The organism is Rhizobium sp. CB2179 (genome assembly GCF_057653455.1).
Map to the genome: position 1 here is coordinate 2,018,176 of NZ_CM172781.1, position 20,658 is coordinate 2,038,833.

The window sequence follows — 20,658 nt, forward strand, 5'->3', positions numbered from 1 at the left end:
CCCAATGTCCTGCTGACGTCGATGCTAGACGACACCTTGTAGATTGGGAGATTGGACACATGGCGCTCAAACGGATGGACAACGTGGGAATCGTCGTCGATGACCTCGAAGAGACGATTGATTTCTTTCGCGACCTCGGCCTCGAGCTCGAAGGGCGGGCCATGATCGAAGGAGAATGGGCTGGACGTGTCACTGGACTGGGCGATCAGCACGTCGAGATTGCCATGATGCGCACGCCTGATGGCCATAGCCGGCTCGAGCTCTCCCGCTTCCTCAGGCCGCCTGCTGTCGCGGATCACCGCAATGCCCCGGTGAACGCTCTAGGCTACCTCCGCGTCATGTTCGCACTTGATGACATCGACGAGACGCTTGAGAGGCTCCGCAAGCGCGGCGCGCAGCTGGTTGGCGAAGTCGTGAACTATCAAGACACCTATCGGCTCTGCTACATCCGCGGGCCTGGAGGGCTTCTCATCGGACTCGCCCAAGAACTTAGCTGAGCTATGCGCGAAGCTTCTCGTCGCGTTCGTCTTGAATGACCGTGCCGTCGGCTCCATCCCGGGGTTCGGGCGTCGTCGAGATTTGTCGTTGATCGGCCATGGCTGACGTTGCGCCGCTCAGCATGCGCTTTTCGATCTCCTGCAGTCCGAGAATTGCGCGGTCCATTTGGTCGGCCGGAGTTTCGCGCGAAACCAGACGCCAGCGATTATCCTGCCATATCAGGACCAGCAGCCGCCGGCCCGGAACCTCTATCGTCTCGTGGATGAACCATGCCCCGACGACCGCAACGCAAAGCGTCACCAGGATGAGCGCCGGTTCGGGCATGAAGGCATCAAAGGTCAGACGCGCCAGGAACATGATGGGGACATGGAAAAGGTAAAGTGAAAAGCTGATCTTTCCGAAAAACCGTACTGGTGCAGCTGCCAGGACACGGGTTGCGATGGGCGGCTTTCGAGCGACGAGCCCGACAATGACGGATGCAGCCACCGCACTTTGCAGGCTCCAAAATTCCGGGGAAAAGCCGGGCAAGATATGCCGGTAAGTGAAAAACACCACCAGAAGGAAAAGCGTTGAAATACCTGTGAGGACAGATGGAACCCAGCTGTTCCAGTAGGAATGCATGATTCCGGCAAGTGCCCCGAAAAGAAAGTAGGGGAGCTTCGAGACGAGCAGGATTCCCGGGCCTGGCAATTCAACCAGGCCATCCACGACGACGACCACGGTGAGGCCCACAATCACGCCGCTATAGCGGCGCGGCTGGGCCAAGCAAAGCCACAGGACGGGAAAGAGCAGATAGAACTGGATCTCGGGTGGTATCGACCAGAAAACACCACTCGAGCCGAGAAGGACGATATGACGGACAAAATCCGTGCCGCTAACGATCGGCTGAACAAAATCCAGATTTTGCATGATCGACAGCATCGCTACGAGAACGACAGCCGCTAGGTAAACCGGATAGATGCGGGCAAAGCGGCTGACAAGAAAATCCAGGACGTTGTCTCTCGTGACCGGCCGTGAGCCGTAGAGATGAGCCATCAGGAAGCCGCTGAGAGCAAAAAACAAACCGACGGCTTCGTCGCCCATCGTCACGAGATGCGGCGCTCTGATCGGAAAGATAAGGCCAATATGGGCTCCAACGACCAGAAGCGCAGCGACACCGCGCAGGCCATCAAGACTCGGGATGTAATCCGGCCGACTCATGGGTCACTTTTGAATTCGGAGTTGAGGTTCAGTCCTGAACAATTGGCCATCACGACTTTACAAGCGGTTAACGCGGCGCCCTGCTCGTGCGCCTCTAGACTGGTGTGGCGCTAGAGCGACGCATCGTGCTCTCCGAAAATCGATTCCGATTTTCGGGCCGATGCGCTAGCGTGCATCCTCAAGACGGCAAATTGCTTTGGAAAACGGGACCACTTCTCCATGACAGCTACCAACCGCATCGCCCTCTCCAGCGACCACGCCGCCATTCAGCTCCGACAGGCTATTGCCGGTCATATCGCGGCGCAGGGGTGGGTAGCGGTCGATATCGGACCGACGACGCCGGAGAGCACACACTATCCCAAGCACGGCGAAGCGGCGGCGCGTCTCGTCGCCTCCGGCGATTGCCGCTTTGGCATCATTTTATGCGGTACCGGCCAGGGCATCATGATGGCGGCGAACAAGGTAAAGGGCATCCGTTGCGGCGTCTGCGTCGACACATTCTCAGCCCGCATGATCCGCCAGCACAACGATGCCAACATGCTTTCGATTGGCGTGCGCGTGGTGGGCGAAGGGCTGGCACTCGATATCGTGGATGCGTTCCTGACCGCCCAGTTCGAGGGCGGCCGTCATGCGACGCGGGTGGGGATGATTGAGGCGCTGGAGGGCTAGCGCCGTCCTTTTCTTCTTCTTTGGGCGCCGTCCCGAACCCCCAAGCGACGAATGACCGCTGCAGTTAGCTCCAGAAGATGCGGTCGGCGATCCACCAAGCCTTGTCGTTTCCCGACGCCTCGATTATGCCGAACTGCCGCATGGCCAAAAAGCCTGCGCCGAGCCGCCGAACTCGGCCATGCGGCATAATCCGGGTTGCGGCACGATGGCCGCGTTCATGCGGAGACTGAACACTGATGACGACGGCGGACTATATCGCTCTGGCCTTCTTTGCCTGTGTCTGGGTGGGCTATTCCTGGCTGCTGCACGGCCGCACCTTCTTCGGACGCACCAGCCTGACTCACGCGATGACCGAACGGCGCCGGGAGTGGATCTACAATTCGCTGCGCCGCGACCTGAAGATGATCGACACACAGATCATGGCCGGCCTGCAGAACGGCACCGCCTTCTTTGCCTCGACCTCGATCTTCGCGATCGGCAGCTGCTTTGCTTTGCTCGGCGCGACGGAGAAGGTCGACGCCGTCTTCGCCGACTTGCCCTTCGTCTTCCATGGCGGCCATGCCGTCTTCGAGATGAAGGTCGGCGGGCTGGCAGCGCTTTTCGGCTATGCCTTCTTCAAATTCGGCTGGTCCTACCGGCTGTTCAACTACTGCACCATCCTCTTCGGCTCGATCCCGATGATGCGCGACAGCGAGCGCGACATCATCGCCGCCGAGCGGGCCGCCGAACGCGTCATCCGCATGAATGTCATTGCCGGCAGCAATTTCAACGAGGGCCTCAGAGCGATCTTCCTGTCGATCGGCTATCTCGGCTGGTTCATCAACCCTTATGTCTTCATGATGACGACGGCGATCGTCATCTTCGTGCTGACACGCCGGCAATTTTTCTCGCAAGCGCGACTGGCGATCATGGATACCGGCCCGCCATCAAATCTCCACCTTTCTGCTATTCGCCGCGATAGGCCGTCGAGCGACGGAAGTGATTTGCCGGAGGAACTTTGATGACATTGCCGGCAAGGGAAACCGATGCAGCGGCAAAACCGCCGCGCATCGGCCTATTGGATACGGCGCGCGGCGTCGCGTTGATCGCCATGGCGAGCTACCATTTCAGCTGGGACATGGAGTTCATGGGCTATCTCGCGCCGGGCACGGCCGAGACAGGCTGGCTGAAGATCTATGCCCGGGCGATCGCCACCACCTTTCTCTTCATCGTCGGCGTCAGCCTGGTGCTGTCGAGCAAGCCTGAGATTCGCTGGCCATCCTTCTGGAAGCGCTTCGGCATGATTGCCGCGGCAGCCGCGGTGATCTCGATCGCCACGCGCATCGCCATGCCAAACGAGTGGATCTATTTCGGCATCCTGCACTGCATCGCGGTGCTCACGCTCATCGGCGTCGTTTTTTTGAGATTGCCGCTCGCCTTCACGCTCATCGCCACGCTCGCGCTCCTTGCCGCCTGGATAACCGATAATTTCGGACCACCCGGCCTGCTTCGCTCATCCTTCTTCGATCCCCGATATCTCGCCTGGATCGGCCTTGCGGTGACGCCGGAGCGCTCCAACGACTACGTGCCGCTGTTTCCTTGGGCAACGCCCTTCTTCGCTGGATTGAGTATCGCCTCGATCGCCATCAGAACCAGGCTGCTGCACCGGCTTGCCGCCGTCGGCACCGGCTCCTGGTGGCTGGCAAAGCTTGGCCGCCACAGCCTTGCTTTTTACCTCATACACCAGCCGGTATTGATCGCCATCGCCTATGGGCTTTCCCTCGTCTTCCCGCCACAGGCGCCGGATCCGGTCGCGACTTACCTAAGGCAATGCAACGCCTCTTGCGTCATGCAGCAAGGCGAAGCGCTCTGCCACAGCTTCTGCCAGTGCACGCTGGGGAAATTGCAGGCGCAAGCCCTGTTCACGCCGCTGCAGGAGGGCGCGATCGATATACAGAACGACGAGCGGGTCCAGACAATCGCTGCCGAATGCAGCGCCGAGGCTGAATGAATTCGCCGACAATACGGCGCGTGATCAGGTAGTGACGCCGATTTCGGCGAGGCGGCCGAGGCAGGTCTCTTCGATAGCGTCAAGTTCCGCCAGCGTGTCGTCGATATCCTTGCGCTTCTGGCGCAGGTCGTCGCGCTTCTCGTCGACGCGCTTCATCAGGAGCTTCAGCTGGCCGAGTTCGCCTGGCGGCTCCTTGTAGACCTGGATGATCTCGCGGATCTCCGCGATGGTGAAGCCGATGCGCCGGCCACGCAGGATTTCCCCGATCAGCCGCCGGTCGGCTTGCCGGAACAGACGCGTACGCCCGCGCCGTTCCGGATGGATCAGTCCCTCGTCCTCGTAGAAGCGGAGCGTGCGCGTCGAGACCCCGAATTCGCGCGTCAGTTCCGTTATGCTATAATATTTGTTCACCGGCATGTGTTCCCCGTCGTCGGACAGACGATAATATTGACTTTTACGTAATAGTCAATTTTTGGGCGGTTCAGATGCCGAACCACCATGTGGCGATACCAAGAAAGGCGAAGAAGCCGGTACAGTCCGTCACCGTCGTGACGAAGACGGAAGAGGCGATCGCCGGATCGGCCCCCATCTTGTCGAGCAGCAGCGGCAGCAGGATGCCGGCAAGGGCTGCCGCCATCAGATTGATGATCATCGCCGCCGCAATCACCCCGCCGAGCTGGTAGTCGTGAAACCACGTGCCGGCGATCATGCCCATGATCGAGGCGAAGACGATGCCGTTGAGGACGCCGACGCCCGCCTCCCTGCGGATGATGCGACCGGCATTGTAGATGTCGAGATCGCGGGTGGCGAGCGCGCGCACCGTCACCGTCATCGTCTGTGTGCCGGCATTGCCGCCCATCGAGGCGACGATCGGCATCAGCACCGCAAGCGCGATCATCTTCTCGATCGAGGCGTCGAACAGGCCGATGACGCTTGCCGACAGCATCGCCGTGCCGAGATTGATCAAAAGCCACAGGAAGCGCGAACGCACCGTCGAAAGCACATTGTCGGACAGTTCTTCGTCCCCGACGCCGCCGAGGCGCTTGATGTCCTCGTCCGCCTCCTCGTGGATGACGTCGACGACGTCGTCGATGGTCAGCACGCCGACCAGCCGGCCGTTTTCGTCGACGACGGCGGCCGAGAGAAGGTCGTACTGCTCGAAGAGCTGGGCCGCCTCCTCCTGGTCCATCTCGGCGGGGATCGGATGGTTCGTCTCCCGCATGATCTGCTCGATCTTGGTCTGCCGCTTGGTGCGGAGAATCTGGTCCAGATCGACGGCGCCGAGCAGCTTAAAGGTCGGATCGATGACGAAGATCTGCGAGAAGGAATAGGGCAGATCCTCCTCGTCGCGCATGTAGTCGATCGTCTGGCCGACCGTCCAGAACGGCGGCACGGCGACGAATTCCGTCTGCATGCGGCGCCCGGCCGAGCTTTCGGGATAGTCGAGCGCCCGACGCAGCCGCACCCGCTCGGTAAACGGCAGCTGGGCGAGGATCTCTTCCCGGTCCTCCTTGTCGAGGTCTTCGAGAATGTAGACGGCATCGTCCGAATCGAGCTCGCCGATCGCGGCGGCGATCTGCGCGTTCGGCATCTGGTCGACGATTTCGCGGCGGATCGCCTCGTCGACCTCGGTCAGCGCCGTCATGTCGAAATCGTCGCCGAGCAGGCGCACCAGCGCCAGGCGCTGATCCGGCTGGATCGATTCCAGCAGGTCGCCTATTTCGGATTCATGCAGGCGGGCAACGTTCTGGCGCAGGAACAGTGTGTCGCGGTCGGCGATCGCAGCACCCACGAGCGCCAGGAAATCGCCGCGGACATTGCCGTCCTCGTCGTAGATATCGGCTTCCTCGTCATCGGGACGCCTGCGAATGCGGTCTTCCCCATCGGTCGTCGTCATCTGCCGCCCTCGCATCTGGTTCGAATTTCAACGACTGCCGCGCCGCATTCGCAAATGTCGGCCGAAAACACATTATCAACAAGCGGATAAGCGAATCCGGCGCGAGGTTCCCGCAGCCGGAATTCTTGGCTCCTGCTAGCCCAAAGCATCCGTGTCGTAAAGCGGCAAACGTGCTTCGTGATGACAATGCCCGCGGCCGGCGATAGTTTCCTCCCCCGTCCAAGCAGAGGAAACCTTCCCCATGCCCATCCGTCCGATTCTGCGCTATCCGCATCCGGGCCTGAAGACTGTCTGCGCGCCGGTGACAGCCTTCGATTCCTCGCTTACAGCCCTTGCCGGCGACCTGCTGGCGACGATGCGCGCAGCCCCCGGCGTCGGCATCACCGCCGCCCATATCGGCGTCTTCAGCCGTGTCACGGTGTTGGAGCTCGACAAGGCCGACGGCGTGCGCCTCTACGTCAACCCTCATATCACCTGGTTTTCGCAGGAGACGATGAGCCATGTCGAAGGCAGCGTCTCGATGCCCGGCGCGACCGACGAGGTCACGCGCCCTCGGGCGATCCGCTTCCGCTATCAGGATGCCGAGGGCGCCGTGCACGAAGACGGTGCCGAAGATTTCCTCGCCATCTGCGTCCAGCACGAAGTAGACCAGCTCGACGGCATATTCTGGCTGCAGCGCCTCTCGCGGCTGAAGCGCGACCGTCTCGTGAAGAAATGGGAGAAGGCCCAAGGCTGACAATCAGGGCTGACAATCACGGCTGACAAATCGCCGTCCACGCCGAACCATTCGCCGCTGCCGGCGTTTCCAGCAGAGAAACAAGGAGCAAATGCAATGGCAAGGATCGGTGACAAAACCCAATTTTCCCGGGAGAAGCCTGAGCTTTCCCGGGAAGAAGATTATCGCGATCTCGAAGAGCGCAATCTCGACGACGGCTGGCCCTATGCCGATGGCAGCGGCGCCGGCACCGGCGGTCCGGATAATCGTCCTTACGGCGAGACCACGGCCAATTTCGACAGCGACCCCAACAAGGGCTTCCGGATAGACGGCACGGATGAAGACGGCAACGAGAACCGCCTGAAAGATTCGCTGCGTGCCGATACGATCGACCGCGATGAAAGCGACGAGCTCGAAGCGCGGGTAAACGACAATCTCGAAAACATTCCCGAGGTCGACATCGACAGTATCGAGGTTCATGCGGATGGTCACGTCGTCACGCTGGAAGGCTCGGTGGAGACGATCGGCATCGCCCGCAAGGTCGAACTCGGGGCGCTTTCGGTCGACGGCGTCCATCATGTCCGCAACAAACTGCAGCTGACCGGTGTCGATGCGCATATCCCGAACGAGGACTGAACTTCACGCCAAAGCGCAGATCATCAACGGGCGGCGGGCTACCGTCGCCTGTTGATGATCTTTATCAACATTACCAAAAGTTAACAATTTAAGATTGTAGCAACAACTGTCTTATTTCTGAGACCAATCGCCGATTTTTGTTAGGCGACTTCTGTCACAAGAACGTTAGTTTCGTTGACAACACTGTGATTTCATTTGGACAAATGGTCGCGGCTGCGTCGCCATATTATCACAAAATTGCCTGAATTGGAGCGCGAACTCGTGTGTGCCGAGGGTTAGTTTACGTTTGTGGAATTCAACAGCAGATTGAGGAGATAGACCCATGCGCATCAAATTCGCCCTTGCCGCGTCCCTGTTCGCCGTCAGCCTTGCAGGCGCTGCCTTCGCCCAGCCGACCTATTCCGACGACTACAACAACGACAGCGACGGCTTCGCCCCAAGCCCCATGTCGAAGCCTGCTCCGGTCCACTACAGCAGTCGCAAGGCGCCGGCCTATTCCAGCGACTACACCAATGACAGCGACGGCTTCGCCCCGAGCGCCATGGCGTCTCCTGTCGTCGACAAGACCGCAACGGCCAGCATCAATTCCCTGCCTCCGTGCCATAGCATGATCGGCCCGAAGGGCTCCCACACCAAGGGTGCAGACAGTGGCGCCTCCCGCACCGAAGCATGCCGCGCGACGCATTGATCCGATAAAGGCTGGGATCCGACAAAAGAAAGGGCCGGAAACGGCCCTTCTCTTTTTCAATCCATCTCGCGCGTCGTTTCCCCAAAAACCGCCTCGAAGGCGGTGCGCAGCCGGATATCGACATCAGCCATCATCACAGGCAAGCCAAGATCGACGAGGCTGGTCACGCCATAGGCCGAGATCCCGCAGGGCACGATGCCGTCGAAATGATCGAGATCAGGGTCGACGTTGAGCGACAGTCCGTGGAAGGTCACCCATTTCCGCAGCCTTATGCCGAGGGCGGCGATCTTGTCCTCGGCCATCGTCCCATCGGCCAGCAATGGCTTTTCCGGCCGGCGCACCCAGACGCCGACGCGATCTTCACGTCGCTCCCCGCGCACATTCATCATGTCCAGCGTGCGGATGACGACATCTTCGAGGGCGGCGACGAAGGCGCGCACGTCCTGGCGCCGCCTCTTCAGATCGAGCATGACATAAGCGACGCGCTGGCCGGGTCCATGATAGGTGTATTCACCGCCACGCCCGGTCGCAAAGACCGGAAACCGGTTCGGCTGGACGAGGTCCCTCGCATTGGCGCTGGTGCCGGCGGTATAGAGCGGCGGATGCTCGACGAGCCAGACGAGTTCATCACCGCCATCGGCGATTATCGCCACCTCGCGCTCCATCGTCTCCACCGCCTCCTCATAGGGAACGAGACCGTCGGCAATGCGCCAGCGTACCGGCCGAGTACCGAGTTGGGGAAGCATGGAAAATTCGAGATCGGTGCGAAGCATGGCCATTCCTTGCCGCTCTCCCCGAAATGCCTGTAAAATAGGGGCGGCAGGACAGCTATATGGACCCGTTTCGGGGCCAATTCAAATGCTGTGAGCGGTTTTCAAAAAAACTGTCATATCGCCCTTGTGCACCCCAGATGCTTTTGCTACATGCTGCCCCGCCGACGCAAATCGGCACCTACCACGATGCGGTCGTGGCGGAATTGGTAGACGCGCAGCGTTGAGGTCGCTGTGGGGCAACCCGTGGAAGTTCGAGTCTTCTCGACCGCACCATTTCCCTTCAGGGAAACGCTCTGTAAGCGACGATTTCGTTTTCACCTCGAAGCCATTTGCGATAGCTCGGCTTGATTGCCCGGCCTTCTCATGGTTGATGGCGTCATCCTCGCAAGAATCAGCAGCCATGTCAGAGCCCCATCAAAATTCCCTGCAGGGCATGGCCATCATGTCCGGCGCCATGCTCATCCTGCCGATCATGGATGCCATCGCCAAATACATGGCGACCTTCGAGGCGATGTCGCCGGGTCAGGTGACCTTCTACCGATTCTTCTTCCAGATCGCCTGCACCCTGCCGATTCTTTTCGCCCTTTTCGGGCTGAAGGCGCTTTCGGCCCAACGGCCGTGGATGAACCTGCTGCGCGGCGTGCTGCATGGTGGTGCGAGCCTGCTGTTCTTCGTCGCCGTCAAATACATGCCGCTTGCCGATGTCTTCGCTATCTATTTCGTCGAGCCCTTCATGCTGGCCGCTCTGTCGGCGCTGTTTCTCGGAGAGAAGGTCGGCTGGCGGCGCTGGGTGGCGATCGTCGTCGGTTTCGGCGGCGCGATGATCGTCATTCAGCCGAGCTACGAGATTTTCGGCCTGAAGGCGCTGCTGCCGGTCGCCTGCGCCTTTCTGTTCTCGCTCTATCTCTTCCTCAATCGCGCAATCGGCGAGGCCGATTCGCCACTGACCATGCAGACGATGGCCGGCATCGGCGGAACGGTGTTCATGGCGGCCGCCCTTTTCCTCGGCAACAGCTCCGGCAGTGCCGATTTTACCGTCTCCCTGCCCTCCTCCAGCCTCGGCCTTGTTCTGCTTCTCGCCCTCGGCTCGATCTCGGGATATGCGCATATGCTCATCGTCCGGGCTTTCCGCCTCGCGCCGCTGTCGCTGCTTGCGCCGTTCCAGTACTTCGAGATCATCTCGGCGACCGTTCTCGGCTATGCGCTTTTCAACGATTTCCCGAGCTTTTCCAAATGGATCGGCATCTTCATCATCGTTGCGTCAGGCCTCTTCATCATCTGGCGCGAGCGGCTGCAGGCGCAATCGTTAAAATCTTCCTGACCCGGGCAATATCGGGTTAACTCCTCTTCTTGAGGGATCGTCAATTCGCAGACGGTAAAACTGTCTCCGGCTTCATGATGAAGCCTGGAGTTAAAACATGAGCGAATTTCGTCTCGCTTTTCCGGCCTGTGTCGTGGCCGGCAAGCATCGGCTGACGGCCGAAGATATAGTACTGCTGCGCAAACATAGTTTTCCGGAGGGTATCCGGACATCCGACGATGTCGTGGCGATGTTGGCGCTCAACAATTCCTGCCCTGAAAAATGTGCCGACTGGAACGCTTTCTTCGTGGAGCAGCTCGCCGGTTTCATCGTCCATTACACCTATCCGCAGGGCTCGCTGGATGAAATCAACGTCGCCTGGATCATGCGCATGTTCACGACCGATGGTGTCGTCAACTCGGCGCTCGAGCTCGAACTCATTCTCCACGTCATGGAGATTTCGGCCGATGTTCCAGTCGAGTTGAGAGCGCTCGCCCTCGATCAGCTCCGCCTGGCGATCACCGACAATATCGGTGGCTACAAGCTGTCGCGCGCCATCGATCGCCGGGGCATCACCCGCCAGGACATCGACTATGCGATGCGCATCTTCAGAAGCGTCGCCGAAGGCGGCGTCATCCCGGTCTCGTCGGTCGAATACGGCGTTCTCCAGCAGATCGAGCAGGCAACGCTGCGCGGCGCCAATCATCCGCACTGGGCGGGGATCATGGCTGCCGTCGAGCTGCGCGATTATGCCGAGCCGCGGCGCAGCCGCTGGCTGCGCATCGTCGACGAGGAACCCGTCGCAGAAGCCGCCGTCGCCTGACGCTCCGCAAGCCTGATTGTGCGTTCCGGTGTTTTGTGCGTAAAACTCCGGGATGCATTTCTGGGTGGAGTCTCGATGTTCAAGAAAATCCTGATCGCGAATCGCGGCGAAATCGCCTGCCGCGTGATCAAGACTGCGCGCCGCATGGGTATTTTGACCGTCGCGGTCTATTCGGATGCGGATCGGGACGCGCTGCATGTCGAGATGGCCGACGAGGCCGTTCATATCGGCCCGGCCGCGGCGTCGGAGAGTTATCTGGTTGCCGAAAAGATCATTGCCGCCTGCAAGGCAACCGGCGCCGAGGCGGTGCATCCCGGCTATGGCTTCCTGTCCGAACGCGCCTCCTTCTGCGCTGAACTGGAAAAACAGGGCATCGTCTTCATCGGCCCGAAGCCGAAAGCCATCATGGCGATGGGCGACAAGATCGAATCGAAGAAATTCGCCAATGCCGCCGGTGTATCCACCGTGCCCGGCCATCTCGGCATCATCGAGGATGCCACCCATGCGGAAGTAATATCGGGCGGGATCGGTTATCCCGTCATGATCAAGGCGTCGGCCGGCGGCGGTGGCAAGGGCATGCGCATTGCCTGGAACGAGGCGGAAGTGCGCGACGGCTTCGAGCGCGCCCGCTCGGAGGCGAAAAGCTCTTTCGGTGACGACCGCGTCTTCATCGAGAAGTTCGTGGTCGAGCCGCGTCATATCGAGATCCAGGTCCTGGCCGATGCGCATGGCAACGTCGTCTATCTCGGCGAGCGCGAATGCTCGATCCAGCGGCGGAACCAGAAGGTGGCGGAAGAGGCGCCCTCGCCCTTCCTCGACGAAGCGACCCGCAAGGCGATGGGCGAACAATCGGTGGCGCTGGCGAGAGCCGTCGATTACCAGAGCGCCGGCACCGTCGAATTCATCGTCGACCGCGACCGCCATTTCTATTTCCTCGAAATGAACACCCGCCTCCAGGTCGAGCATCCCGTGACCGAACTCATTACCGGTATCGACCTCGTCGAGCAGATGATCCGTGTCGCAGCGGGAGAGGCCCTTCCCTTTGCCCAGCAGGATATCAGGCTTGATGGCTGGGCGGTCGAGAGCCGGCTCTATGCCGAGGATCCCTATCGCAACTTCCTGCCCTCGATCGGCCGCCTGACGCGCTACCGGCCGCCGGCAGAAGGCAGGACCGGCAATGTCGTCGTCCGCAACGATACCGGCGTCTTCGAGGGCGCCGAGATCTCGATGTATTACGATCCGATGATCGCCAAGCTCTGCACCTGGGCGCCGACGCGGCTGGAAGCGATCGAGGCCATGGGGCAGGCGCTCGACGGCTTCGTCGTCGACGGCATCGAGCACAATGTTCCTTTCCTGTCGGCGCTGATGAAACATCCGCGCTGGCGCGAGGGCCGGCTTTCCACAGGCTTCATCGCCGAGGAATATCCCGATGGCTTTGCGCCGATGAAACCGGACCCGGCGCAAGAAGCCGTGCTTGCCGGCATCGCGCTTTCCGCCTCGCTGATCGAGACCAACCGCCGCGAACGTTTCGCCGATCGTCTGCGCGCCGCAGCGGGCGCGCTGCGCGAGGATTGGGTGGTCAAGATCGGCGACAACCACGTCGCGGCAAGATTGCTCGACGGCCTCGTCACCATCCCGTTCGATATGGATATCGCGATCGATGGGGCGACAGAGGGCGAGAGCCAGAATGTTGTCACCGATTGGAGACCGGGCGACCCTGTCTGGAGCGGCAAGGTCGGCGGTCGCGACATCACCGCGCAGATCCGCCCCGTTCTGAACGGCTTGCGTATCGACTGGCAGGGACTTTCAGTGACGACCAAGGTCTTTTCGCCGCGTCATGCCGAACTCGACAGGCTGATGCCGGTGAAGCTGCCGCCCGATACATCCAAGCTCCTGCTCTGCCCGATGCCCGGCCTCGTCGTCGCCATCGCGGTGGCCGAGGGCCAGGAGGTCAAGGCCGGTGAGACGCTTGCGATCGTCGAAGCGATGAAGATGGAAAACGTGCTGCGCGCCGACCGCGATCTGGTCGTCTCGAAGATCAATGCCGCAGCCGGCGAAAGCCTGGCCGTCGATGCCGTGATCATGGAATTCGCCTGAGAGACAAGCCAACTGGTCGGATTCACATCGGCCCGGCTTGCCGAGCATGCCAAGCTCAGCCCGACAAGCAGCTGGGTACCGACAAAATCAGCAGGGAGATATCAAGATGGACGTTCGCGCCGCCGTTGCCCTTCAGGCAGGAAAACCGCTGGAAGTGATGGCCGTGCAGCTGGAGGGGCCGCGGGCCGGCGAAGTGCCGGTGGAGGTCAAGGCGACGGGGGCTGCGGCCACCTATAGGGCAGACCTCAGGAGTCTTGATGAACTTACCACGCGGGAACTCTACGACCTCTTGAGAATGCGCGTCGATGTCTTCGTCGTCGAGCAGAACTGCCCCTACCCGGAACTTGACGGCAAGGATATCGATGCCTTGCATCTGCGGCTGCTGGAAGGTGCCGAACTCCTCGGCGCGGCGCGAATCCTGAAACCGTATGAGCCACAGGATCCGTCGAAGATCGGCCGCGTTGTCGTCTCGCCTGACCATCGCGGCAAGCGGCTGGGCGATGCACTGATGAGCGAGGCGATTGCCGCTTGCGAGCGGCTTTATCCGGAAAATCCTATTGCCTTGTCAGCACAGGCCCATTTGCGGCGGTTCTACGAATCTTTCGGTTTCATAGCGGTGTCACAGGAATATCTGGAAGACGGCATTCCCCACATCGATATGGTCCGCCAGCAGGCCACGCAACCGGCATGAGGATATTGCCATGATCTATGTCGACGCCGATGCCTGCCCGGTGAAGCCGGAAGTCCTGAAGGTCGCGGAACGTCACGGCCTCGAGGTCACCTTCGTTGCCAATTCCGGCCTGCGCCCCTCGCGCGATCCGATGATCCACAACGTCATCGTCTCCAACGCCTTCGACGCCGCCGACAACTGGATCGCCGAACGTGCCGGCACGGGCGATGTCGTCGTCACCGCCGATGTGCCGCTCGCCGTGCGCTGTGTCGCGACCGGCGCCTTCGTCAGCGGCCCCACAGGGCGCGTCTTCGACGAGACCAATATCGGCATGGCGAGCGCCATGCGCGATCTCGGCGCGCACTTGCGCGAAACCGGCGAGAGCAAGGGCTACAACGCCGCCTTCAGCCCGAAGGACCGCTCACGCTTCCTCGAAACCTTTGATCGCCTCTGCCGCCGCGCCAAGAGCCTTGCCTCGGAGGCTGGCGGGCAGCCGTGATGCAGCAACTAAAGCTGCTACAGCGTCCTTAGCACGTCTGAAAGCCGCGCGGCGCTGTAGACCGCAAGAAACGGGTGGCATGGCAGCCATGCCGATTCCTATCTTGAAGTCGGCCGTTTCCTCACGCATATAAGCGCTATCGCAGACGACTGCGGCATCCTCTGGGATGCAACTGTCGCGGGGACGGCCTCGCTCTTGAACAAGGAGAGTCGCATGGCCTGGTTTCTGCTTTTTCTCGCCGGTCTTTTCGAATGTGGCTGGGCAATCGGCCTTAAATATACCGAGGGTTTCACACGGCCGCTGCCGACGGCGCTGACCGTCATATCCATGGTGGTGAGCATCGTGCTGCTCGGCCTGGCGGTGAAGCACCTGCCGATCGGCACCGCCTATGCGGTCTGGACCGGCATCGGCACGGTCGGTACCGTATTTCTCGGCATCTGGCTGCTTGGCGATGAGGCAAGTGTCTCCCGTCTTGCCTGCATCACGCTGATCGTCGCCGGCATCGCTGGTCTGAAGCTTACCGCCTGATGTGAAGGTTGAGGGGCGTCGCGACGCCCCTCAGTCTATCGTTCAGGCTGCTTTGCGGTTATCGACGGCAAAAGCGCCGGGACCGGAGAAGAACAGGTAGAGGAAGACGAAGCAGAACAGGATCGCGGCGTCGCCCTGGTTGACGGCCGGGAAGAAGCTGCTCGGGGCATGCGCCATGAAATAGGCGACCGCCATTTCTCCGGCCAGCAGGAAGGCGACCGGACGGGTCAGCAGGCCGACGAGAATGAGGATGCCGCCGACAAGCTCAAGCAGGGCGGCGAACAGCATCAGCGGCGGCAGCGAGCCCGACATCTGCGAAGCAGGGAAGCCGAAAAGCTTCATCGTGCCATGCTCGATGAACAGCAATGCGGTGATGATCCTGAGCGCAGCCAGCCCATAGGGCTGATAGGCGGAAAGACGGTCGAAAGTTGACATTAAAACCCCTCTTTAAAAGACACAGCCGAGCGTTAGCCTGTCCTCGCCAAGGATTGAACACACGGATTGCTGACATCCGTTCACTTTTTCGACAGCGGGTAAACACCTGAATGGACGGTCTTATTCGCCCGCGCCATGGTCAGAGCGGGATGTTGTCGTGTTTCTTCCAGGGATTGGCTAGATCCTTGTTGCGCAGCATCTTCAAACCGCGCGCCAGCCGCCGCCGCGTCGAATGCGGCATGATCACCTCGTCGACATAACCGCGCTCGGCGGCGACGAAGGGCGAGAGGAACCGATCCTCGTACATCTTGGTATGGGCGGCAATCTTTTCCGGATCGGCGATATCCTTGCGGAAGATGATCTCGACCGCTCCCTTGGCGCCCATCACGGCGATCTGAGCCGTCGGCCAGGCATAGTTGAGGTCGCCGCGCAGGTGTTTCGACGCCATCACATCATAGGCGCCGCCGAAGGCCTTGCGGGTGATGACGGTGAGCTTCGGCACCGTCGCCTCGGCATAGGCAAAGAGCAGTTTGGCGCCGTGCTTGATGAGGCCGCCATATTCCTGCGCCGTACCCGGCAGGAAGCCCGGCACGTCGACGAAGGTGACGATCGGAATATTGAAGCAGTCGCAGAAGCGCACGAAACGGGCGGCCTTGCGTGAGGCGTCGCTGTCGAGAACACCGGCCAGCACCATCGGCTGGTTGGCGACGAAACCGACGGTGGAGCCTTCGACGCGGCCGAAGCCGCAGACGATGTTTTTGGCAAAGCTCGTCTGGATCTCGAAGAAATCCCCCTCGTCGGCCACCTTTCGGATCAGTTCCTTGATGTCGTAAGGCTTGTTGGAGCTCGCCGGCACCAGTGTATCGAGCGACATGTCGACCTCTGTCACCGACTGGTAACATTCGATCTCCGGCAATGGCGCGGTGTTCGAAAGCGGAAGGAAATCGATCAGCCGTCGCACCTGCAGCAGCGTTTCGACATCATTGTCATAGGCGCCGTCGGCAATCGACGAGCGCACCGTATGCACGATAGCGCCGCCGAGTTCTTCTGCCGTCACTGTCTCGTTGGTGACGGTTTTCACCACATCGGGACCGGTGACGAACATGTAGGAGGTATCACGCACCATGAAGATGAAATCGGTCATCGCAGGCGAATAGACGTCGCCGCCGGCGCAAGGACCCATGATCACCGAGATCTGCGGAATGACACCGGAGGCCAGCACATTGCGCTGGAACACCTCGGCATAACCGCCGAGGGCCGCCACGCCCTCCTGGATGCGGGCGCCGCCCGCATCGTAGATACCGACGATTGGCGCGCGGTTCTTCAGCGCCATGTCCTGCACTTTCATGATCTTCTCGGCATGCGCCTCAGACAGCGAGCCGCCGAAGACGGTGAAGTCCTTGGCGAAGACGAACACGGTGCGGCCATTGACCGTGCCCCAACCGGTGACGACGCCGTCGCCGGCGATACGGCTCTTGTCCATGCCGAAATCGGTGGAGCGGTGTTCGACGAACATGTCGAACTCCTCGAAGGAACCTTCGTCGAGGAAGAGGTCGATGCGCTCGCGCGCCGTCAGCTTGCCGCGCTTGTGCTGGGCGTCGATACGCGCCTCGCCGCCGCCGAGGCGGGCAATGTCGCGGCGCCGTTCCAGTTCTTCGAGAATTTCCTTCATGCGATCTCCCTCGCCGCTGCGGGCGGCAATCCGGCGGCTAAAACGTCGCGCTAATGAGCGCGCCCGCTGAGTGAGAAAACCGAGCGTATCCTAGCAGCGGCGTCCTCAGCCAGGATCTCGTCGGCAAGCTTGGGATCGGCAGCGATGCTGGTGACGTCGAAGGCGCTGACGGCGATGACCGAGCCGTCCTCCACCGAGGCCGCATCGATGCTGATCTTGACGACGTTGCGGTCCTTCTGGAAGCCGAGGCCTTTCTGGATGGAAACCACGCGGATCGTCAGCACCACCCGCGGCAGCACGGTGTCGCGCACGGTGGCATTGATCGCTGCGTTGACGCGGTCGTTGATACCGGAAAGCAGCTCGGCCGGCATGTTCGGACCGGAGAGAACGACGGCACTGCGCACATCATAGACCGGCGCCGCCGGCTTGGTGGCCGAGAGACTGCCGCAGGCCGTGAGCGCGACACAGACGAGTGTCGCCCGGCAAAAACACGACCTCAGCCAATTCATTGCAAAAATCCCGCACCACCCCGTTGGAGTCGCAGACTTCGTCATAATGCATTGGAAGGCAATATGTTTCAGGCGCTTAGGGCAAAAAAAACATCCGCTGCGGCCTTGAACTCGGCAAAGCGCTTGGCCCGCCGCTGCTCGGCTTCCTCGTCGCTGCCCCAATGCTCGATCGTCCAATCTTCGTCGAGATGGGCAAGCGACCAAGCCTCCTCCACCGTCACCCGGCCCTCGGCGAAGGCAAGCGCCAGGATCGCTGAGCCGGTCAGAGTGGTGACTGTGTGGAGGGCGGCCAGCGCCATCGGGCTATCATATCTTGCGAGCGTGACGGCGAAGGCGGCCGTCGCCTCGCGCGGCTGCTCCTGCGGCATCACCCCTTCGACGAGGATGAAGCGGGCGCCGAGATCATTCGCTGCCCAATCGATCACCGGATCCCAGTGCTCGGCCTGGCGTTCGACCAGCAGTTCCGGCTCCTCGGCGCGATAGCAGATGAGGTCGCTGGATGAAAAGCGCAATATATCCTCGAAGATCGCCTGCGCGTTGGCGGCAACGCCGTCGAGTGCGGTGTTGACGAGCCGGGTCACCGGCATGCTTACGGGATTGATCTCTTCGCCCTGCGCCTGCCATTCGGCGGCGACAAGCCGCGCGAGCGCCTCGGTCGGCACGGCGAGAACTTGGCGCACCGGCGTACGCACCATCTTGCCGTCGAGGGTGATCGCAAAACCACCCTCGTGCTCGGCAACGGAGACGTCGGTATAGAAGCGCTTCGGCAGCGGCTTCTTCATCTGAATCTGCGCGCGGCGGATGGGATCGGGATGGCTCAGGCCTTCGGAAAGGTCGTTCAGCAGATCGCGCATGGGCTCACCTCAGGAAAAATGACGCAATATCTCGTTCGGATGGTAGGCGATCGCATCAGCGCCGTTGGCGATCAGCTCACCCACGCTGGCATAGCCCCAGGCAACGCCGATCGCCTTGGCGCCGGCAGCCTTTGCCATCTGCATATCGTAAACCGCATCGCCGATGACAATGGTGTCGGCAGCATTCATGCCTGTTTCATCGCAGCATTCCGTCACCATGGCCGGATGCGGTTTGGAGGGGCAATCGTCGGCGGTGCGTGCGACAATGAAATGCTTGTCGAAGCCATGCGTCTCCATCACGACCTTGAGCCCGCGGCGGGATTTGCCCGTCACCGCGCCGATCAGCAGGTCATCGCGTCCGCTGATCGCGTCGATCATCGCGCGAATGCCGGGAAACAGCGGCTCCTTATAGTCAAGATCCTGACGCACGATCGAGAACAGCGATTTGTAATGCGCGGTCATGTCGATATCTTGCTGCTCCACATGCGGCCTGCCCTGCATGCGGGCGATCGCAATATCGAGGGACAGGCCGATAATGGCCTTGGTGTCTTCAAAGCGCGGTTCCGGCTTGCCGAACTTGTCGAAGGTCCTGCGCATGGTTTCGTGGATCAACGCAGCACTGTCGACCAGCGTGCCGTCGCAATCGAAAAGCGCCAGTTTCATTCGGCGTCCCTTTCGGCACCGGCAAGGTCGAGACCGAGAAGGTTCCAGGTCTGCACCATATGCGCTGGCAGCGGCGCACTGATGCGCAGGCGGCCGCCGGAGGGATGCGGGATGTCGATGTGACGCGCGTGCAGATGCAGCTTCTTCTGGACGCCGCCTGGAAAATCCCAATTCGGATCGTCGTCGAAATATTTCGGATCGCCGATGATCGGATGGCCGATATGCAGGGCATGGACGCGCAACTGATGCGTACGGCCGGTATAGGGCTCCATCTCCAGCCAGGCGAGGTTCTGTGCCGCCGTCTCCAGCACGCGGTAGAAGGAAATCGCATGGTCGGCGCCGTCCTCGCCGTGCTTGGCGATGCGCATGCGGTCGCCGTCGGCGGTCGGCTCCTTCACCAGCCAGGTCGAGATCTTGTCCTCGTGCTTGCGCGGCACGCCCTTGACCAGCGCCCAGTAGGTCTTCTTGGTGTCGCGCTCGCGGAAGGCAGCCGTCAGCTTCTGCGCCGCGCCGCGGGTGCGGGCGATGACGAGAACACCCGATGTGTCGCGGTCGAGGCGGTGGACGAGCCGCGGCTTCTCACCCTTCGGGCTGGTCCAGGCTTCGAGCATCTGGTCGATATGCCGGGCCACACCCGAGCCGCCCTGCACCGCAAGACCGGGTGGCTTGTTGAGCACGATCACCTTTTCGTCCTCGTGCAGCACCATGCGCGACAAGAGTTGGAAATCCGTCGAATGTTTGAGATCCTTGCCGGCGATCGGGCCGGATTTCAGCTTCGCATCGACATCCATCGGCGGCACGCGCACCGTCTGGCCGGGCTGCACGCGCGCATCGGATTTGACACGCCCACCGTCGACGCGCACCTGGCCGGAGCGCAAGAGCTTCTGCAGCGGACCGAAGCCGAGCCCGGGAAAATGCACCTTGAACCAGCGATCGAGCCGCATGCCGGCTTCGTCGGGTTCAACCTTGATATGTTCTATGCCAGCCATAAACGATCTTTCGGAAATTGCAGCGCAGGCCGAGCCGGCGTTCTTGCCGCAGCCTTTAGAACATTTTCAAGCAAAACGGAAACCGGAAAAGAAATCAGGCCAAAGCGCGCATGACGGCGAGACCGGCGATGACGGCCGCCATCGAAAGTCCAACGCTCGCAGCGATATAAATACCACCGGCGACGGCCTCGCCGCGCTCGAACAGCGAGATCGCATCCAGCGAGAAGGCCGAGAAGGTTGTGAAGCCGCCGAGGAAGCCGGTGATCAGCAGCAGGCGGAGCTCCACCGAGGCGTTGAACTTCCGCGCGATCAGCTCGGCGAAGACGCCGATGACAAAGCAGCCGACAATATTGACGGTGAGCGTGCCCCACGGAAATGCCGGCCCCATGAGTCTCAGCGCCCACTGGCCGACATAATATCTGAGAAGAGAACCGATGGCGCCGCCAACGGCGACGAGAAGAGCCTGGATCATCAGCCGGATTTATCGCAACTCCGCAGCGATTCCAATCGAGAAGGTATGAATTCTTACCATCCGGTAAAATGCCGATGATTT

24 protein-coding genes and 1 tRNA gene are annotated in these 20,658 nt (G+C 61.0%); 14 read left to right on the forward strand and 11 right to left on the reverse strand.

Annotated features, from left to right (window positions below; translation table 11 throughout):
- The first annotated feature begins 59 nt into the window (after nt 1-59).
- The gene (locus AC244Q_RS10125; protein WP_029874185.1) at nt 60-497 is read left to right on the forward strand and encodes a VOC family protein; all 438 of its coding nucleotides are present in this window, start codon (nt 60-62) and stop codon (nt 495-497) included.
- 1 nt (nt 498) lies between these two features.
- Here the strand turns inward: AC244Q_RS10125 and AC244Q_RS10130 are convergent, their stop codons facing one another.
- Nucleotides 499-1,698 (reverse strand): acyltransferase family protein, encoded by a 1,200-nt coding sequence (locus AC244Q_RS10130; protein ID WP_128406466.1) that lies wholly within the window; start codon nt 1,696-1,698, stop codon nt 499-501.
- Nucleotides 1,699-1,917: 219 nt separating this feature from the next.
- Here AC244Q_RS10130 and rpiB point away from each other — a divergent pair, with 219 nt between their 5' ends.
- The 3 genes from rpiB to AC244Q_RS10145 all read left to right on the forward strand — a co-directional run bounded on the left by rpiB (nt 1,918) and on the right by AC244Q_RS10145 (nt 4,357).
- Complete coding sequence (gene rpiB, locus AC244Q_RS10135; protein WP_012757564.1) at nt 1,918-2,367, forward strand: ribose 5-phosphate isomerase B; 450 nt, start codon at nt 1,918-1,920, stop codon at nt 2,365-2,367.
- 236 nt (nt 2,368-2,603) lie between these two features.
- A complete protein-coding gene (locus AC244Q_RS10140; RefSeq protein WP_128406467.1) occupies nt 2,604-3,368 on the forward strand; it encodes a DUF599 domain-containing protein in 765 nt (254 codons plus the stop codon).
- Entirely contained in the window at nt 3,368-4,357 is a 990-nt protein-coding gene (locus AC244Q_RS10145; RefSeq protein ID WP_128406468.1) for a heparan-alpha-glucosaminide N-acetyltransferase, read from the forward strand. The genes AC244Q_RS10140 and AC244Q_RS10145 overlap by 1 nt, the downstream gene beginning before the upstream one ends.
- 24 nt (nt 4,358-4,381) lie before the next feature.
- On the opposite strand, the gene AC244Q_RS10150 is transcribed toward AC244Q_RS10145, so the two are convergent.
- Nucleotides 4,382-4,774, reverse strand: coding sequence for a MerR family transcriptional regulator (locus AC244Q_RS10150; RefSeq protein ID WP_011652104.1), 393 nt, complete (start codon nt 4,772-4,774; stop codon nt 4,382-4,384).
- Between the two features lie 64 nt (nt 4,775-4,838).
- Complete coding sequence (gene mgtE / locus AC244Q_RS10155; protein ID WP_128406469.1) at nt 4,839-6,254, reverse strand: magnesium transporter; 1,416 nt, start codon at nt 6,252-6,254, stop codon at nt 4,839-4,841.
- 241 nt (nt 6,255-6,495) lie between these two features.
- Here mgtE and AC244Q_RS10160 point away from each other — a divergent pair, with 241 nt between their 5' ends.
- The 3 genes from AC244Q_RS10160 (at nt 6,496) to AC244Q_RS10170 (ending at nt 8,293) form a co-directional block, all read left to right on the forward strand.
- The gene (locus AC244Q_RS10160) at nt 6,496-6,990 is read left to right on the forward strand and encodes a peptide deformylase (protein ID WP_128406470.1); all 495 of its coding nucleotides are present in this window, start codon (nt 6,496-6,498) and stop codon (nt 6,988-6,990) included.
- A 96-nt stretch (nt 6,991-7,086) separates the two neighbouring features.
- On the forward strand, nt 7,087-7,605 hold the full coding sequence (locus AC244Q_RS10165) for a BON domain-containing protein (protein WP_128406471.1): 519 nt from the start codon (nt 7,087-7,089) through the stop codon (nt 7,603-7,605).
- Nucleotides 7,606-7,927: 322 nt separating this feature from the next.
- Nucleotides 7,928-8,293: a hypothetical protein gene (locus AC244Q_RS10170; RefSeq protein WP_012757570.1), complete on the forward strand. Its 366-nt coding sequence runs from the start codon at nt 7,928-7,930 to the stop codon at nt 8,291-8,293.
- Between the two features lie 56 nt (nt 8,294-8,349).
- On the opposite strand, the gene lipB is transcribed toward AC244Q_RS10170, so the two are convergent.
- Nucleotides 8,350-9,072, reverse strand: a complete 723-nt coding sequence (gene lipB / locus AC244Q_RS10175) for a lipoyl(octanoyl) transferase LipB (protein WP_113545038.1) — start codon at nt 9,070-9,072, stop codon at nt 8,350-8,352.
- A 182-nt stretch (nt 9,073-9,254) separates the two neighbouring features.
- Here lipB and AC244Q_RS10180 point away from each other — a divergent pair.
- The 7 genes from AC244Q_RS10180 to sugE all read left to right on the forward strand — a co-directional run bounded on the left by AC244Q_RS10180 (nt 9,255) and on the right by sugE (nt 14,983).
- Nucleotides 9,255-9,339 (forward strand) — tRNA-Leu (locus AC244Q_RS10180).
- A gap of 97 nt (nt 9,340-9,436) precedes the next feature.
- Nucleotides 9,437-10,387, forward strand: coding sequence for a DMT family transporter (locus AC244Q_RS10185; protein ID WP_204337026.1), 951 nt, complete (start codon nt 9,437-9,439; stop codon nt 10,385-10,387).
- 97 nt (nt 10,388-10,484) lie between these two features.
- Nucleotides 10,485-11,189 (forward strand): hypothetical protein, encoded by a 705-nt coding sequence (locus AC244Q_RS10190; protein ID WP_011652111.1) that lies wholly within the window; start codon nt 10,485-10,487, stop codon nt 11,187-11,189.
- A 75-nt stretch (nt 11,190-11,264) separates the two neighbouring features.
- Nucleotides 11,265-13,286: an acetyl-CoA carboxylase biotin carboxylase subunit gene (locus AC244Q_RS10195; protein WP_113545036.1), complete on the forward strand. Its 2,022-nt coding sequence runs from the start codon at nt 11,265-11,267 to the stop codon at nt 13,284-13,286.
- 106 nt (nt 13,287-13,392) lie between these two features.
- Entirely contained in the window at nt 13,393-13,977 is a 585-nt protein-coding gene (locus AC244Q_RS10200) for a GNAT family N-acetyltransferase (protein WP_012757575.1), read from the forward strand.
- Between the two features lie 10 nt (nt 13,978-13,987).
- Nucleotides 13,988-14,455 (forward strand): YaiI/YqxD family protein, encoded by a 468-nt coding sequence (locus AC244Q_RS10205; protein ID WP_012757576.1) that lies wholly within the window; start codon nt 13,988-13,990, stop codon nt 14,453-14,455.
- 213 nt (nt 14,456-14,668) lie between these two features.
- Nucleotides 14,669-14,983, forward strand: coding sequence for a quaternary ammonium compound efflux SMR transporter SugE (gene sugE, locus AC244Q_RS10210; RefSeq protein WP_003559670.1), 315 nt, complete (start codon nt 14,669-14,671; stop codon nt 14,981-14,983).
- A gap of 42 nt (nt 14,984-15,025) precedes the next feature.
- Here sugE and AC244Q_RS10215 read toward each other — a convergent pair whose 3' ends face one another.
- The 7 genes from AC244Q_RS10215 to crcB all read right to left on the reverse strand — a co-directional run bounded on the left by AC244Q_RS10215 (nt 15,026) and on the right by crcB (nt 20,577).
- Nucleotides 15,026-15,418 carry a DoxX family protein gene (locus AC244Q_RS10215; protein WP_113545035.1) on the reverse strand — a complete coding sequence of 131 codons (393 nt, stop codon included), beginning with the start codon at nt 15,416-15,418 and terminating at the stop codon, nt 15,026-15,028.
- Nucleotides 15,419-15,557: 139 nt separating this feature from the next.
- Nucleotides 15,558-17,090, reverse strand: coding sequence for an acyl-CoA carboxylase subunit beta (locus tag AC244Q_RS10220; protein ID WP_113545034.1), 1,533 nt, complete (start codon nt 17,088-17,090; stop codon nt 15,558-15,560).
- Between the two features lie 50 nt (nt 17,091-17,140).
- Entirely contained in the window at nt 17,141-17,599 is a 459-nt protein-coding gene (locus AC244Q_RS10225; protein ID WP_113545033.1) for a calponin homology domain-containing protein, read from the reverse strand.
- Nucleotides 17,600-17,667: 68 nt separating this feature from the next.
- Entirely contained in the window at nt 17,668-18,453 is a 786-nt protein-coding gene (locus tag AC244Q_RS10230) for an ATP12 family chaperone protein (RefSeq protein ID WP_128406473.1), read from the reverse strand.
- 9 nt (nt 18,454-18,462) lie between these two features.
- Complete coding sequence (locus AC244Q_RS10235; RefSeq protein ID WP_113545031.1) at nt 18,463-19,116, reverse strand: HAD-IA family hydrolase; 654 nt, start codon at nt 19,114-19,116, stop codon at nt 18,463-18,465.
- Nucleotides 19,113-20,105 (reverse strand): RluA family pseudouridine synthase, encoded by a 993-nt coding sequence (locus AC244Q_RS10240; protein WP_017994166.1) that lies wholly within the window; start codon nt 20,103-20,105, stop codon nt 19,113-19,115. The genes AC244Q_RS10235 and AC244Q_RS10240 overlap by 4 nt, the downstream gene beginning before the upstream one ends.
- Nucleotides 20,106-20,199: 94 nt before the next feature.
- Entirely contained in the window at nt 20,200-20,577 is a 378-nt protein-coding gene (gene crcB, locus AC244Q_RS10245) for a fluoride efflux transporter CrcB (protein WP_113545030.1), read from the reverse strand.
- Between the last annotated feature and the right edge of the window lie 81 nt (nt 20,578-20,658).